At 70.5% G+C, this 14,060-nt stretch carries 15 protein-coding genes and 1 pseudogene; 11 read left to right on the top strand and 5 right to left on the bottom strand.

The genetic code is table 11. The features are described from left to right. Positions 1 to 27: 27 nt before the first annotated feature. The 4 genes from AB0I98_RS41630 (at position 28) to AB0I98_RS41615 (ending at position 2,628) form a co-directional block, all read left to right on the top strand. The gene (locus AB0I98_RS41630) at positions 28 to 246 is read left to right on the top strand and encodes a hypothetical protein (protein WP_362951048.1); all 219 of its coding nucleotides are present in this window, start codon (positions 28 to 30) and stop codon (positions 244 to 246) included. Positions 247 to 564: 318 nt separating this feature from the next. Continuing rightward, positions 565 to 1,056 (top strand): VOC family protein, encoded by a 492-nt coding sequence (locus AB0I98_RS41625; protein WP_362951047.1) that lies wholly within the window; start codon positions 565 to 567, stop codon positions 1,054 to 1,056. Next, on the top strand, positions 1,053 to 1,406 hold the full coding sequence (locus tag AB0I98_RS41620) for a YciI family protein (RefSeq protein WP_362951045.1): 354 nt from the start codon (positions 1,053 to 1,055) through the stop codon (positions 1,404 to 1,406). Before AB0I98_RS41625 ends, AB0I98_RS41620 begins: the two co-directional genes overlap by 4 nt. A 7-nt stretch (positions 1,407 to 1,413) precedes the next feature. Then, positions 1,414 to 2,628, top strand: coding sequence for a sigma-70 family RNA polymerase sigma factor (locus AB0I98_RS41615; RefSeq protein WP_362951043.1), 1,215 nt, complete (start codon positions 1,414 to 1,416; stop codon positions 2,626 to 2,628). An 8-nt stretch (positions 2,629 to 2,636) separates the two neighbouring features. On the opposite strand, the gene msrB is transcribed toward AB0I98_RS41615, so the two are convergent. The 4 genes from msrB to AB0I98_RS41595 form a co-directional block, all read right to left on the bottom strand. Further along, on the bottom strand, positions 2,637 to 3,044 hold the full coding sequence (gene msrB, locus AB0I98_RS41610) for a peptide-methionine (R)-S-oxide reductase MsrB (protein ID WP_210580823.1): 408 nt from the start codon (positions 3,042 to 3,044) through the stop codon (positions 2,637 to 2,639). Positions 3,045 to 3,057: 13 nt separating this feature from the next. Then, a complete protein-coding gene (murC, locus tag AB0I98_RS41605; RefSeq protein ID WP_362951041.1) occupies positions 3,058 to 4,443 on the bottom strand; it encodes a UDP-N-acetylmuramate--L-alanine ligase in 1,386 nt (461 codons plus the stop codon). 44 nt (positions 4,444 to 4,487) lie between these two features. Continuing rightward, positions 4,488 to 4,961, bottom strand: a complete 474-nt coding sequence (locus AB0I98_RS41600; RefSeq protein WP_328354568.1) for an indole-3-glycerol phosphate synthase — start codon at positions 4,959 to 4,961, stop codon at positions 4,488 to 4,490. Positions 4,962 to 5,107: 146 nt separating this feature from the next. Continuing rightward, positions 5,108 to 5,881 carry a pyrimidine reductase family protein gene (locus AB0I98_RS41595; RefSeq protein ID WP_362951039.1) on the bottom strand — a complete coding sequence of 258 codons (774 nt, stop codon included), beginning with the start codon at positions 5,879 to 5,881 and terminating at the stop codon, positions 5,108 to 5,110. A 164-nt stretch (positions 5,882 to 6,045) separates the two neighbouring features. Here AB0I98_RS41595 and zapE point away from each other — a divergent pair, with 164 nt between their 5' ends. The 7 genes from zapE to AB0I98_RS41560 all read left to right on the top strand — a co-directional run bounded on the left by zapE (position 6,046) and on the right by AB0I98_RS41560 (position 13,712). Next, a complete protein-coding gene (zapE, locus tag AB0I98_RS41590; RefSeq protein ID WP_362951037.1) occupies positions 6,046 to 7,146 on the top strand; it encodes a cell division protein ZapE in 1,101 nt (366 codons plus the stop codon). Positions 7,147 to 7,802: 656 nt separating this feature from the next. After that, a complete protein-coding gene (locus tag AB0I98_RS41585; protein ID WP_362951036.1) occupies positions 7,803 to 8,381 on the top strand; it encodes a carbonic anhydrase in 579 nt (192 codons plus the stop codon). An 8-nt stretch (positions 8,382 to 8,389) separates the two neighbouring features. Further along, the gene (locus AB0I98_RS41580; protein ID WP_362951035.1) at positions 8,390 to 9,883 is read left to right on the top strand and encodes a SulP family inorganic anion transporter; all 1,494 of its coding nucleotides are present in this window, start codon (positions 8,390 to 8,392) and stop codon (positions 9,881 to 9,883) included. Between the two features lie 155 nt (positions 9,884 to 10,038). Further along, entirely contained in the window at positions 10,039 to 10,998 is a 960-nt protein-coding gene (locus tag AB0I98_RS41575) for a slipin family protein (RefSeq protein ID WP_362951033.1), read from the top strand. Between the two features lie 89 nt (positions 10,999 to 11,087). Continuing rightward, on the top strand, positions 11,088 to 12,479 hold the full coding sequence (locus tag AB0I98_RS41570) for an alkaline phosphatase PhoX (protein ID WP_362951031.1): 1,392 nt from the start codon (positions 11,088 to 11,090) through the stop codon (positions 12,477 to 12,479). A gap of 174 nt (positions 12,480 to 12,653) precedes the next feature. Then, positions 12,654 to 13,514, top strand: coding sequence for a polysaccharide deacetylase family protein (locus AB0I98_RS41565; RefSeq protein ID WP_362951029.1), 861 nt, complete (start codon positions 12,654 to 12,656; stop codon positions 13,512 to 13,514). Positions 13,515 to 13,532: 18 nt separating this feature from the next. Continuing rightward, complete coding sequence (locus tag AB0I98_RS41560; protein ID WP_362951027.1) at positions 13,533 to 13,712, top strand: hypothetical protein; 180 nt, start codon at positions 13,533 to 13,535, stop codon at positions 13,710 to 13,712. Here the strand turns inward: AB0I98_RS41560 and AB0I98_RS41555 are convergent. Next, positions 13,704 to 14,060: pseudogene (locus AB0I98_RS41555) on the bottom strand (ABC transporter); the annotation flags it as partial. The gene AB0I98_RS41560 and the pseudogene AB0I98_RS41555 sit on opposite strands and share 9 nt — an antisense overlap.

Raw genomic sequence — 14,060 nt, 5'->3', positions numbered from 1 at the left:
GGTGAGACTGCACGGTGGGGGGTGGGAATGCCGACGGAATCGGTCGTCGAAAACCATGCGGAAGCCAACACCAGAAATTACCGGCCGGTCAACAAGGGCGCGGCTTTCGGCATAGCGCCGTATCACATTCGGCCAGCGCCGACCGATGGCATCAAGAGCCGAAAAATCGGGCTAATCCCATTCAGCCGCACCGTGGGCCGGGTGACAGAAACACAGGTCGGTGCCGGGAATCCGGCAGAGCGCTGACCAGTTCACTCATGTCTCATGCTCTCGAAACACGCCCGACCGTTCCTCAGCGCTTTGTAAACTTTACATGTCCACCTCATCCCGGCTGGAACAGGCCGGGTGGAGAGCGCGCGGAGAGAACGCGAAGACAATTCGGGCACCCCTAGGAAGCGCCCGATCGGTTCACGGGAAATTCGGCAAACGGAAACACAACCGGCCACGGCAGGTGACTTTCGGGAATCCGCCGGTGTGGCTGTCGTATCCGCCGGCCCGCCGATCGTCTTCTTGGTAGCAGGGCCGTCCGGTCCCGCTACCACGAAGCAGAGAAGGAGACGGGCCATGTCACCGACAACCGCCCCGAAGCCGATCCCCGACGCCTACCGCCGGATCACACCGTGCCTGGTCGTCCAGGGTGCCGCCAAGGCGCTCGAGTTCTACGGCGAGGTGTTCGGAGCCACCGAGCGGGTGAGGTTCCCGGGACCGGGCGGGACCATCGTGCACGCCGAGATCGAGATCGGGGACTCGGTCGTCATCGTCGAGGACCCCTCGCCGTTCACGGGCACCGAGGCCCCGCCCGCCGGCGGCCTGCCCGGCAGCCCCGCCTTCCTGTTCCTCTACGTCGAGGACGTGGACGCGGTCATTGCCCGTGCCGTGGAGTTGGGGGCGACGCTGAAGCGGGCGCCGGAGGATCAGTTCTACGGGGACCGGGACGGATCCGTCGTGGATCCGTACGGGCACTGGTGGACCGTGGCCACGCGTGTGGAGGACGTGGCGCCTCAGGAGATGGAGCGGCGGATGGCCGCCATGATGGGACAGGGAGGCGGCGCATGAAGTACGTGCTGTTGTTCGTCGAGACCGAGGAGTTCGCCCGGGAGCTGGAGGCGATGGGCCCGGCCGAGCGGGGACGGGCGTTCGAGCGGGTCAACGAGTGGTTCGCCGCCCATGCCGGGAAGATCACGGGCGGGCAGAAGCTGCGGGAGGCGGAGACGGCGACGACCGTGCGGCTGGGGGCCGGGGAGCCGGTCGTGGTCGACGGGCCGTTCGTCGAGGGCAAGGAGGTCGTCAGCGGCTACACCGAGATCGACGTCGCCGACCTCGACGAGGCATTGCGCATGGTGCGAACCTGGCCCGGCTGCCCGGTGGTCGAGATCCGCCCGGTGGAAACCGTCCCGATGGAGTGAGCACCACGTGACCTCATCGCCGTACGAAACGGCCGAGTCGCACGACCGGCTGGCCCGCGTGGTCCGGGAGCACGCGGGCCGGCTCGCCGCGTCGCTGATCCAGGTGACCGGCGACTTCTCCGCCGCGGAAGACCTGGTGCAGGACGCCGTGCTGGTCGCACTGAAGCACTGGCCGGAGGAGGGAATCCCCGAGCGGCCCGACGCCTGGCTGTTCACGGTGGCCCGGCGACGCGGCCTCGATCTGCTCCGCCGCCAGGAGAACTACCGGCGCAAGCTGGAGCAGTTGCGCTGGCCACCGGAGACAAAGCCGGAACCCGACGAACGGCTACGGCTGGTCTTCACCTGCTGCCACCCGGCGCTGACGCAGGAGGCGCAGATCGCCCTCACGCTGCGGGTGGTGTGCGGGCTGACCACCGCGCAGATCGCCCGTGCCTTTCTGGTGCGGGAGTCCACTGTGGCTCAGCGCATCACCCGCGCCAAGCAGAAGATCACCAAGGCCGGCATTCCGTATCGCGTCCCCGCCGACGAGGAACTGGCCGACCGCCTCTCCCAAGTCCTGGCGGTCATCTACCTGCTCTTCAACGAGGGCTACCTCTCCACCGCCGAGCAGGCCCAGTCGCACGACCTCGCCGACGACGCCGAGTGGCTGGCCGCCCTGCTGCACCGGCTGATGCCGACCGAGCCCGAGGTGGCCGGGCTGCTGACGCTGATCCGGCTGCACCGCGCCCGCACGGCCGCCCGCTTCACCCCCGGGGGAACACTGGTACGGCTGCAGGACCAGGACCGCGCCCTATGGGACCACGAGGCGATCACGGCGGCCACGGCCCTGCTGACCCGCGCCATCAAGCGGCAGCGCCCGGGGCCGTACCAGCTCCAGGCCGCCATCGTCGCCTGCCACGCGGAGGCCGCACGCTGGGAGGACACCGACTGGGAGCAGATCGTGCTGCTGTACGACATGCTGCTGCACCTCGCCCCGTCCCCGGTCACCCGGCTCCACCGGGCCGTGGCCCTCCGCTACACGCGCGGGGCGGAGGCCGCACTGGCGGACGTGGACGGCCTCGCCACGGAACTCGACCGCTACTACCTGTTCCACGCCACCCGCGCCGACCTCCTGCGCGCGCTCGGACACCCCGACGAGGCCCGCACCGCGGACCGCCTCGCTCTCGACCTGACCGCCAACCCCGCCGAACGCGCCGTACTCCAGGAACGCGTCGGCCCCTGAGACGCGGCTCAGCCCTCGTCGGGCGCCAGCCGCACCGCGATGCTGTTGATGCAGTACCGCTGGTCGGTGGGCGTGGGATACCCCTCGCCCTCGAACAGATGCCCAAGGTGCGAACCGCAGCGGGCGCACCGCACCTCCGTCCGCACCATCCCGTGCGAACGGTCCTCGATCAGCTCCACCGCGTCGGAGTCGCGGGCGTCGAAGAAGCTCGGCCAGCCGCAGTGGGACTCGAACTTCGCGTCCGAGGTGAACAGGTCGGCGCCGCAGGCACGGCAGGAGTAGATGCCCTTGGTCTTGGTGTCGGTGTACTCACCGGTGAAGGCGGGCTCCGTGGCGGCCTGGCGCAGCACCGCGTACTCGCCCGGCGTCAGCTCCGCGCGCCACTGCTCGTCCGGCTTCTCGACGTCGTACGACATGGGTGTCAGCCCCTCACTGCGACAGACGGTCCAGGATCAGCGGGCCCAGGTCGGTCACATCGCCCGCGCCCATGGTGAGAACGAGATCGCCCGCCTTGGCCATTCCCGCGATCACCGACGGCACCTCGGCCTTGTCGTGGACCGCGGTGACGTCCGCGCCCGCCGCCCGCGCCGCCTCGATGATCAGCGCGCTGGTGACACCCGGGATCGGGTCCTCGCGGGCCGGGTAGATGTCCAGGACGACGGAGGCGTCCGCGAGGGACAGGGACTGGCCCATCTCCTTGCCCAGCTCCTGGGTGCGGGAGAACAGGTGCGGCTGGAAGACCACCAGGATCCGCGCGTCACCGGCCGCCGAGCGCATCGCCTCCAGGTCGGCCGTCATCTCCGTCGGGTGGTGCGCGTAGGAGTCGATGACCTGGACGCCCGCCACCTCGCCCTTGAGCTGCAGACGGCGCTTGACGCCGGTGTACGCGGCCAGCGCGGGCGCCAGCTCCGCGGCGGGGACGCCCAGCGCCACGCCGGCGGCCAGCGCGGCGACCGCGTTGTGGGCGTAGTGCCGGCCGGGGACGGACACCGTGAAGGTGAGCTCCGTGCCGTCCAGCAGGACCGTCACCTCGCTCTTCAGCCCCTGGGCCCGCACCGCCAGGATCCGTACGTCCGCTTCCGGCGATTCGCCGTACGTCACCACGCGGACGCCCTCGATCCGCCGGGCCAGCTCGCGCGCGCCGTCCTGGTCCGCGGCGATCACCAGCGTGCCGCCGGGCACGATCCGGCCCGCGAAGGTCTCGAAGGACTCGTAGATCTCGTCCATCGACGCATAGTTGGCGTGGTGGTCGAGCTCCACGTTGAGGACGATGGCGACCTCGGGCGCGTACTTGTGGAAGCTGCGGTCGCTTTCATCCGCCTCGGCGACGAAGATCTCCCCGTCGCCGTGCAGGGCGTTGGAGCCGGGGGCGTCCAGGTCGCCGCCGATGGCGTACGAGGGCTTGAGGCCCAGCTCGGACAGCGACACGGCCAGCATCGACGTGGTCGTGGTCTTGCCGTGGGTGCCCGCGACGGCAATCGGACGCAGGCCCTCCATCAGGGCCGCGAGGGCGTCGGAGCGGTGCACCACCGGGATGCCCAGCTCGGCCGCGCGGGCCAGCTCCGGGTTGTCCTCGCGGATCGCCGACGACACCACGACACAGCTGGCGTCGTCGGCGAGGTGCTCCGTGGCGTGCCCGATGTGCACGGTCACGCCCAGCGCGCGCAACGCCTCGGCGGTGGCGGACTCCTTCGCATCACTGCCCGCCACCTTCGCGCCCCGCTGCGCCAGGATCTTCGCGATCCCCGACATCCCGGCCCCGCCGATGCCGATGAAGTGCGGTCGGTCCATGGCGGTAGGAAGGCCGGGTGCCATGAGTGCTTCTCCCCAAGTGATGCGACACGTATCGAGGGGTCAGCCTATGCCTTGCTGTGGGAGAACAGCTTCAGCACCGGCACCCCCACCTTGTGCCGGGCCCGCGAGGCCCAGTCCCGGTGGAAGAACTCCTCCACGTAGTGGGGGTCGGTCAGCACGATGACCTCGTCCGCCCCGGTCTCCTCGACCAGGGCCCTGAGCGCGTCCAGTGCGTGGCCCTCGATGAGCCGGCCCTCCGCCTCGCTGCCGGAGCCGCGCAGAGCCGCGAGGGACACCTCCAGGGCCTGCTCGCCGAGGGCGGCGGCGTCCTTGCCCTCCGGGCTCTCCAGTTCGCGAGCCGCCTCGTCGATCTCGCCGAGTGCGATGTCGTCGATGGCCCGCAGCAGCCGGTCGGCCTGGTCGCCGCGCGGCTGGAGCAGGACGTGGAAGGAGACCGGCTCGTCCCCGTGCAAGGTGGTGACGAACTCCACGTCGGCGGATGTCAGGGCCTTCTCGATCATCAATACGCTTGTGAACACGACAGGCGTCCTTCTCCTCCGTGGGCCTTGGCCGGGCCCTTGCGGAAACCATCCTGCCCCGCGATCGCACGGGGACTGCGAGATTTAGTGTGCCCGCCGGGAGCTAAACGGAACGGTAGATTCCGCCGATTACCCGACCAGCGCGCTCAAGCCCGCCCGTACCTGCTGAAGAGGAACCCGTCCTCCTCCAACAGGGACACCAGTGCGAATCGGCGCGGCACCGCGACCGTCGGCCCGCCCGCGATCCGCTGCGCGTCTCCCGCGGTGAGCATCGGGGACACGGTCAGACACAGTTCGTCGAGCACCTCGGCCGCCACCAGCTGGCCGAGCAGGCGCGGGCCGCCCTCGGTCAGCAGCCGGGTGTGCCCGAGGTCGCCGAGGGCCCGTACGGCACGGGCCGGGTCGACTCCGACCCCGTCCCCGGCGATCACCACCTGGGCGCCCGCCTTCTCCGCGGTCGCGATCCGGTCGGGGGCCGCGGCGGCGCCCGTCAGGATCAGGGTCGGCACCGTGGGCGAGGTGAACAGCGGCAGCGAGAAGTCCAGATCCATGCTCGCGGTGACCACCGCGATCGCCGGCGCGGGCGCCTGTCCGGCCTCCGTACGCCGCCGAGCGAACTCCTCACGCGCGCGTGCCGGACGGTACCCCTCCTGGCGTACCGTTTCCGCCCCGACCACCACCACGTCCGCCAGCGCCCGCAGCGTGCCGAAGATCCGCATGTCCGTCGCACTGGAAATGGGCTGCGAGCGGCCACCGTGCTGGGCGGCACCATCGAGCGTCCCCACCATGTTGGCCCGCAGCCACGGCTCCCGCCCACCAGGCCCCGGCTCCGGGTAGGCATACGCGTCGGCCAGCTCGTCGAGGCTCCACTCACGGGCGTCCGGGGCTGTTTCGTAGGTCACAGGGAACAGACGTCGCATGCCGTGCAGTGTGGCACGGTGCCAAGCAGGTCTGGGGAGGTCAGGCGCCCCAAAGGGGCGCGGGGCTGTATCAATATGCGGCTCCGCCGCGTGGGCGCGACCAGCCACAACGGACCAGCAGACGAAGTACCGGCCTGGAAGCGGTGCACTTAGAGTTGGGAAACGTGCGTAACTCCACCGCCGCCTCCGGGCCGGGTCCGATATCCGACGTGAGCCCCGTCTCTCTGTGCGCCCGCGAGCCCCACGTCCCCGCGGAGCGCCTCGTCGGCGAGATGGTGCCCCCACCCCGCTTCGACTCGGTCCGCTTCAGCACGTACATCCCGGACCCGAACCAGCCCAGCCAGACCGAGGCCGTCCGGGTCCTGGAGGCCTTCGCGGGCGGACTCGGCGGCGCGCACGCCACCGCCAAGCGCGGCTTCTTCGGCTTCGGCAGGGCGAAGGCACCGAAGACCCCGGCCGGCCCCCGCGGCGTCTACCTCGACGGCGGCTACGGCGTCGGCAAGACCCACCTGCTCGCCTCCCTCTGGCACGCCACCCCGGCCGAGCCCGCGCTCAAGGCGTTCGGCACGTTCGTGGAGCTGACGAACCTGGTCGGCGCCCTCGGCTTCCAGAAGACCGTCCAGACCCTGTCCGGACACCGGCTGCTGTGCATCGACGAGTTCGAGCTGGACGACCCCGGCGACACCGTGCTGGTCTCAACGCTGCTCGGCAAGCTGGTGGACGCGGGCGTCGCGCTCGCCGCCACCTCGAACACGCTGCCGGGCAAGCTCGGTGAGGGCCGGTTCGCGGCGGCCGACTTCCTGCGCGAGATCCAGGGCCTGTCCGCGCATTTCCGCTCCCTGCGCATCGACGGCGAGGACTACCGCCACCGCGGGCTGCCCGAGGCGCCGGCGCCGTTCTCCGACGAGCAGGTCACCAAGTCCGCATACGCCACGCAGGGCGCCTCGCTCGACGACTTCCCGCATCTGCTGGAGCACCTCGCCCGCGTCCACCCCAGCCGGTACGGCGCGCTGACCGACGGAATCCGGGCGGTGTGCCTCACCGACGTCCAGCCGATCCCGGACCAGTCGACCGCACTGCGGCTCGTCGTCCTCGCGGACCGGCTGTACGACCGCGAGGTGCCCGTGCTCGCCTCGGGGCTCCCCTTCGACCAGCTGTTCAGTGAGGAGATGCTGAACGGCGGCTACCGCAAGAAGTACTTCCGGGCGATCTCCCGCCTCACCGCGCTGGCCCGGGACGCCAAGGGACTCGTCGACGCCGATTAGCCCGGCAACTCCCCCAGGTCAAGAAGCATTTCAGGCCAAGTGACCACGAGTTTCAGGCTCTCTTCAGCCTGAAACGTTAAGTTAACCCTGCAAACAACTTTGCAGGGTTAACGTGTTTCTTGACCAGCCATTGACCAAGTGTTGGCGTGTGCATAAGTCGTGAACTGCCTGGAGGGGGGCGGATGTTGCGAGGTACGACGACCAGGACCGTAGTTTCGGCCCTAGCCGCCGTCCTGCTCGCCCTGCAGTTCTTCGCTCCCTCCGCGTCGTTCGCATCCGCGCACACGGCCGGTCAAGTCGAGGCCAAGGCTCAGCCCGGATCCAAGCTGTCACCCAAGGCACTGCGCGACGGAGCCATCACCGTCCGCGACGTGGGCTGCTCCGGGGACCCGACCGGTCCCCAGCACACCCGGGAGCGGAACCGCTCCTCGGTCACCTGGCCCGGGGCGCAGGAGCGCCCGCTCGTGGCCCCCGGCGCGACAGCCGCGCACCATACGGTGCCGCGTGCCGTGCAATGTCGCACGGCGAGATCCTCGACGACCCACTCTCCGGCGGCACTTCAGGTCTTCCGCTGCTGAGAGAGAGCAGAGCAGTCACCACCACTCTGTCTTGCACGTCCGACGCGCCTTTCGCGCGCCAGGAGGAGTCACCACATCATGCAGCCCCTCATCGACAACGCCCGCACGTTCGGACAGCGCCCTGAGGAGTTCGCCAGACTCGCCGAAGGCCAGTCGCCCGAGGTCCTGTTCATCACCTGTTCCGATTCCAGGGTCGTACCGGCCCTGATCACGGGCGCCCGCCCCGGCCAGCTCTTCGAGCTGCGCACCGCGGGCAACATCGTCCCGCCGTACGCCTCCGAGCACCCCACCAGCGAGGCGGCCACCATCGAGTACGCGGTCGAGGTGCTCGGCGTCCGCGACATAGTCGTCTGCGGCCACTCCCACTGCGGAGCGGTCGGCGCACTGGTGCGCGGCGACGATCTGGACGCCGTACCCGCCGTCCGCGACTGGCTCGCCGCCGCGACGCCGCGTCCGCAGGGGGCGGCCGGCGATCCGACCGTGGCCGAGGGAGTGCAGAGCCATGCCCTGGCGCAGCTGCTGCGGCTGCGCTCCTACCCCTGTATCACCCAGAAGCTGGACCAGGGCCAACTCGCCCTGCACGCCTGGTACTACGAGGTGCACACCGGCGCCGTACTGGCGCACAGCCCGCAGACCGACACCTTCAAGGCCCTGTGAGCGCCCCCATGAACCCCTCCACCCTCACCAAGTTCCCTCATCTGCGGCAGGACTTCGCCGCGTCCCTCGTCGTCTTCCTGGTCGCGCTCCCGCTGTGCGTGGGCGTGGCCGTCGCCTCCGGTGTGCCGGCCGAGCTCGGGCTCGTCACCGGCATCGTGGGCGGCATCATCACCGGGCTGATGCGCGGCAGCAGCCTTCAGGTGTCCGGCCCGGCCGCCGGGCTGACCGTGCTGGTCTTCGAGGCGGTGCGCGAGTTCGGACTGCCGGTGCTCGGTGTGATCGTGCTCCTCACCGGCCTGCTCCAAATGTTGATGGGCGCCCTGAAGCTGGGGCGCTGGTTCCGGGCCATCTCGGTCGCCGTGGTCGAGGGCATGCTGGCCGGTATCGGGCTGGTCCTGATCGCCGGACAGCTGTACTCGGTCGCGGACGCCGAGGCGCCCGCCTCCGGGCTCGCGAAGATCGCGGGGCTGCCCGGGGCGCTCACGGACGCCGTCCAGGACACCGGGGCACTGGCCTCGCTGGGCCTCGGCGCGGGCACGATCGCCGTGCTGGTGCTGTGGAAGCGGATGCCGCGCCAGGTGCGCACGGTGCCCGGTCCGCTGGCCGCGGTGGGCCTCGCGACACTGGTCGCCGTGGTCTTCGGCCTGCCGGTGGCCACCGTCGAGGTACAGGGGCTGCTGGGTTCCATCCAGCCGCCGTCCCTGGACGCCTTCGGTGAGCTCGCCAATGTCGGCGTGCTCGCCACCGTGGTCGCCTTCACGCTGATCGCGTCCGCCGAGTCGCTGTTCAGCGCGGCGGCGGTGGACCGGCTGCACGACGGTCCGCGCACCGAGTACGACAAGGAGCTGCTCGCCCAGGGCGCGGGCAACACCGTCTGCGGTGCGCTGGGCGCGCTGCCGATGACCGCGGTGATCGTACGCAGCGCGGCGAACGTCCAGGCGGGCGCGCGGACGAAGGCGTCCCGGGTTATGCACGGCGTATGGCTGCTGCTGTTCGCGGCCCTGCTGCCGGCCGTCCTCGCCTACATCCCGATCCCGGCCCTGGCGGGCATTCTGGTGCACGCCGGCGCCAAGCTCATCCCGGTACGGGAGATCGTGTCGCTGTGGCGCGAGCATCGCGGTGAGGCGCTGATCCTGGTGATCACGGCGGTGTCGATCGTCGCGGTCAGCATGTTCGAGGGCGTCCTCATCGGCCTCGCGCTGGCCATCGCCAAGACCGCCTGGGAGGCCTCGCACATCAAGCTCGAGGTCATAGACAAGGGAGCCGGGCCCGTCCAGGCGTATCTGTCGGGCAACGCGACCTTCCTGCGGCTGCCGAAGATACTCGACAGCCTGGAGTCCCTGCCCCAGGACCGTCCGGTCGAGCTGAACCTGTCCGGGCTGCACCACCTGGACCACGCCTGCCGTACGGCGCTGGAGAACTGGGCCGAGCGGCACAGCGCGGCCGGCACCGATCCGGTACGGCTCGACGGTGCCGTGGCGGCACCCGAGGCCCGGCGGTAGTACTCCCCGACGTCCGGCGATGCCCGGCTGAAGCCCCGAACCGGGGCTTCAGCCGGGCTTACCGTTGCCCTATTCGGGCATATCGTTGGAAGAGGTTGCCAATACCGCTTTTGAACGGTGCAGGGTGCAGGGACGGCTGAACAGGGGTCGTCATCATGCTGGAAGAGTTGCTGACCGCGGCCATCGCCACCGGGACCGCCGGGGTGGTGTATCTCGCCGCGGCGGCGCGGGTCGTCAAGCAGTACGAGCGCGGGGTGGTCCTCCGGCTCGGGCGCCTGCGGGGCGCCGTACGACCACCGGGCTTCACCCTGATCATCCCCGCCGTGGACCGGCTGTACAAAGTGAACCTGCAGATCGTGACGATGCCGGTGCCCGCCCAGGAGGGCATCACGCGCGACAACGTGACCGTGCGGGTGGACGCGGTCGTCTACTTCAAGGTCGTGGACGCGGCGGCGGCGATCATCAACGTCGAGGACTACCGCTTCGCGGTCTCGCAGATGGCCCAGACCTCGCTGCGCTCGATCATCGGCAAGAGCGACCTGGACGACCTGCTCTCCAACCGCGAGAAGCTCAACCAGGGCCTGGAGCTGATGATCGACAGCCCGGCCATCGGCTGGGGCGTGCAGATCGACCGCGTCGAGATCAAGGACGTCTCCCTGCCGGACACCATGAAGCGCTCCATGGCCCGGCAGGCGGAGGCGGACCGTGAGCGTCGGGCCCGGGTCATCAACGCCGACGCCGAACTCCAGGCCTCCAAGAAGCTCGCCGAGGCCGCACAGCAGATGGCCGACACACCCTCCGCACTCCAGCTGCGGCTCCTCCAGACGGTGATGGCGGTGGCGGCGGAGAAGAACTCCACGCTGGTGCTGCCCATCCCGGTGGAGCTGCTGCGGTTCCTGGAGAAGGGCGCGGAGAAGCACCCGGAACACCACGACCGCCCCGCGCCGGACAGCTCGGGCCAGATCCCGCCCGCCCCTTCGCGCCAGCTCGCTCCCGACCCCTCCGACCAGTTCCCGCCCGACAGCCTCGACCAGCTCCCTCCCGAGCACCCCGACGAGATCCCACCCGCTCCCTCCGACCGGCAGCCCTCAGCCGACCGCTCGCTGGAGCAATGACGGGTTCTACGCGCGTGGTTCACGTGGCCGTAACCAAGTGATAGACACGGCGGCGTCACAGTCCTGTCCGCCAGCAGGAAGGTTGCCCCATGTCCGAAAACGGCCGTACGACACGCCGTCAGATACTCGCCCGAACAGGCGCGTCGGTCGCCGCGATCGCCTTCGCCGGAAACCTCACCGAGCTCTTCGCGGGCACCGCCTCCGCGCAGGTGAACCTGAGCCACACCGGTTACGGCCCGCTCGTCCCCGACCCGAAGGGCCTGCTCGATCTCCCGAAGGGCTTCCGCTACCGCGTCCTGTCCCGCGAGGGCGCCCCACTGCGCTCCGGCGAGGGCGAAGTGCCCTCCCACCCGGACGGCATGGCCGCCTTCGCGGGCCGGCACGGTCGCGTCCACCTGGTCCGCAACCACGAGAACAGGGCCGACGCCGAGATCCCCGTCCCGCCGGTCGAGGGCCTCACCTACGATCCCGCGGGCAAGGGCGGCTGTACGGCCCTGACGCTGGACAGCGACGGCCGGGTCCGGTCCGAACGGGTCGCGATCGCCGGTACGGCCGTCAACTGCGCGGGCGGGCCCACCCCTTGGGGCACCTGGCTGACCTGTGAGGAGACCGAGGACCGGGCAAGCACCGGCGGCTACGCCAAGGACCATGGCTTCGTCTTCGAGGTCGACCCGGCCGACCCCCGCCGCAGCGGGGCCGTACCACTCACCGCGATGGGCCGCTTCCAGCACGAGGCGGTCGCCGTCGATCCCCGTCGCGGCATCGTCTACGAGACCGAGGACGCCTTCGAGCGACCCTTCGGTCTCTTCTACCGCTTCCTGCCCGACAAGCCGCTCGGCGGCCCCGGTTCACTCCGCGCGGGCGGCCGCCTCCAGGCGATGCGCGTGCCCGGCGTCCCCGACCTCTCCTCGGTCCAGGAGACCGGCGCCCGCTTCGACGGCGTCGAGTGGGCCGACGTACCGGACCCGCTCGCGGCCCGGACCCCCGTCCGCCTCCAGGACTTCGGCCCGCGGGGCATCACGCACGCGCAGAAGCTGGAGGGCTGCTACTGGGGCGGGCGGTCCGTGTACTTCGTGTCGTCGTACGCGCGAAGTGCGGAGGGCTCTGCGGGCGACCACTACGGGCAGGTCTGGCGGTACGACCCGTCGGCACGCCGTCTCACCCTGGTGGTCGTCTTCGGCCCGGACACGGACATCCAATTGCCCGGCGAGTCACCGGACAACATCTGTCTCGCACCGAGCGGTGGGCTCATGGTGTGCGAGGACGGCAGCGGCGCCCAGCACGTGTTCGGGGTCACGCGGAGGGGGGAGGTGTACGCGATGGCCCGCAACCGGCAGAACATCGGCACGGTCGAGGAGCCGGAGTGGGGCGAGTTCGCGGGCGTCACCTTTTCGCCCGACGGCGGGACGATGTATGTCAACTGCTACTCGCCGGGGACGACGTTCGCGGTGACGATCGCTCCGCGGGCTGTGCCGCGATAGGTCGTCGATCGTCTGCGGGGCGGTGGGGGCTGGTCGCGCAGTTCCCCGCGCCCCTGACGGGGCGCTGTGCAGCCCGGCCTTCATCATCGGCGGGCGGGTGAAATCGGCGAGAGACACCCGGTAAGCAGGCGCCAAAGACAAAAAGCACATTACTCGCATAGTTACGTTCGTGCGGTGATCACACTTGTACGACGTGTAGCCATCGCCTGCGCCCTGAGCGCCACCCTCGCCTCCTGTGGTACGGCCGAGGAACCACACCGCCCTCCCGCCCCCTCGAAACGGACCGTCGCTCCCTCGCAGCCCCCGACCCTTGCCCCCGGCCCCGCGGGCCTGACCCCTGTCTTCGAGAACGGCCCGCGGACCGGGGCCAAGACCGTCGCGCTCACCTTCGACGCCGATATGACCGCGGACCAGGGGGCGAGGGCGGCGGCCGGGGAGCGGTTCGACAATCCTCGGCTCATCGCGGCGCTCCGGGCGCTGAAGGTGCCGGCCACCGTGTTCATGACGGGCCGCTGGGCCGAGGAGTATCCGGTCCAGGCCCGCGCCATCGGCCGGGACCCGCTCTTCGAGGTCGCGAACCACTCGTACAGCCACTACGCCTTCACCGACGACTGCTACGGTCTGCCGACCGTCCCCGAGGACCGGATGCGGAGGGACGTGGAGCAGGCGTACGCGGCCTTCCGCAAGGCCGGGGTGCGGGAGCCGATGCCGTACTTCCGCTTCCCGGGCGGCTGTTACGACGGCCGGGCCCTGAAGGCGCTGAGCGCGACCGGGGTCACCGCCGTGCAGTGGGATGTGGTCGGCGGGGACGCCTTCGCCACCGACGCGGACGCGGTGGCCCGGCAGGTGCTGGACGGCGTACGGCCGGGCTCGGTGGTCGTGCTGCACTGCACGACCAGCGCCGCCCCGACGACCGAACGGGCCCTCCGTACGATCGTCCCCGAGCTGCGCCGCAAGGGCTTCCGGTTCGTGAAGGTGTCCGAGCTGATCGGGGCCGCGGGCGGGCGCGCTGACGCTCGTACGACGGACAGCTGACGCTCTTACGCTGGATGTATGAGCGAGGACGACTACTGCCTGATCGACGCGACCAGGCCGCCCAAGGCCGACGAGCCGCCGTACGCGGAGTGCGTGCTGTGCCGGGAGCCGACGGAGTACCCGGAGTCGTACAAGGGCATCACCCTCTGCCCCGTCTGCGAGTGGCAGGAGGCCCAGCGCACGGCCTGCTCAGGGTGACCGGCGAGAGGTGAGGGCGCAGGCCACGGCGATCGCCACCGCGGTCAGCAGGGCGGCGGCGCCGAGCGGGAGCAGGGGGAGCTGGACCTCGCCCGACTGCGATCCCGTCACCAGTCCGCTGACCGCCGCTTGCGCCGGGGAGCCCGTGACGACCACGGACAGCAGGGCCGCGAGCAGCATCGCCGGGACCGCCCGGCCGGGCGAGCGCAGCAGCGGCCAGGAGGTGAGCGCGCCGACGGCCGTGCCGAGCAGGGCGCAGGCCAGCGCGGCGAGCAGCCCGGCCGCGCCCGCCGGGAGCGGCGGCACCCGACTCTGGTGGTCGGAGGTCACCGGATCGCTGATCAGCGT

It is taken from the genome of Streptomyces sp. NPDC050211 (genome assembly GCF_040656035.1).
Taxonomy (GTDB): Bacteria; Actinomycetota; Actinomycetes; order Streptomycetales; family Streptomycetaceae; genus Streptomyces.
This window is presented reverse-complemented; position numbering and strand designations above follow the sequence as displayed.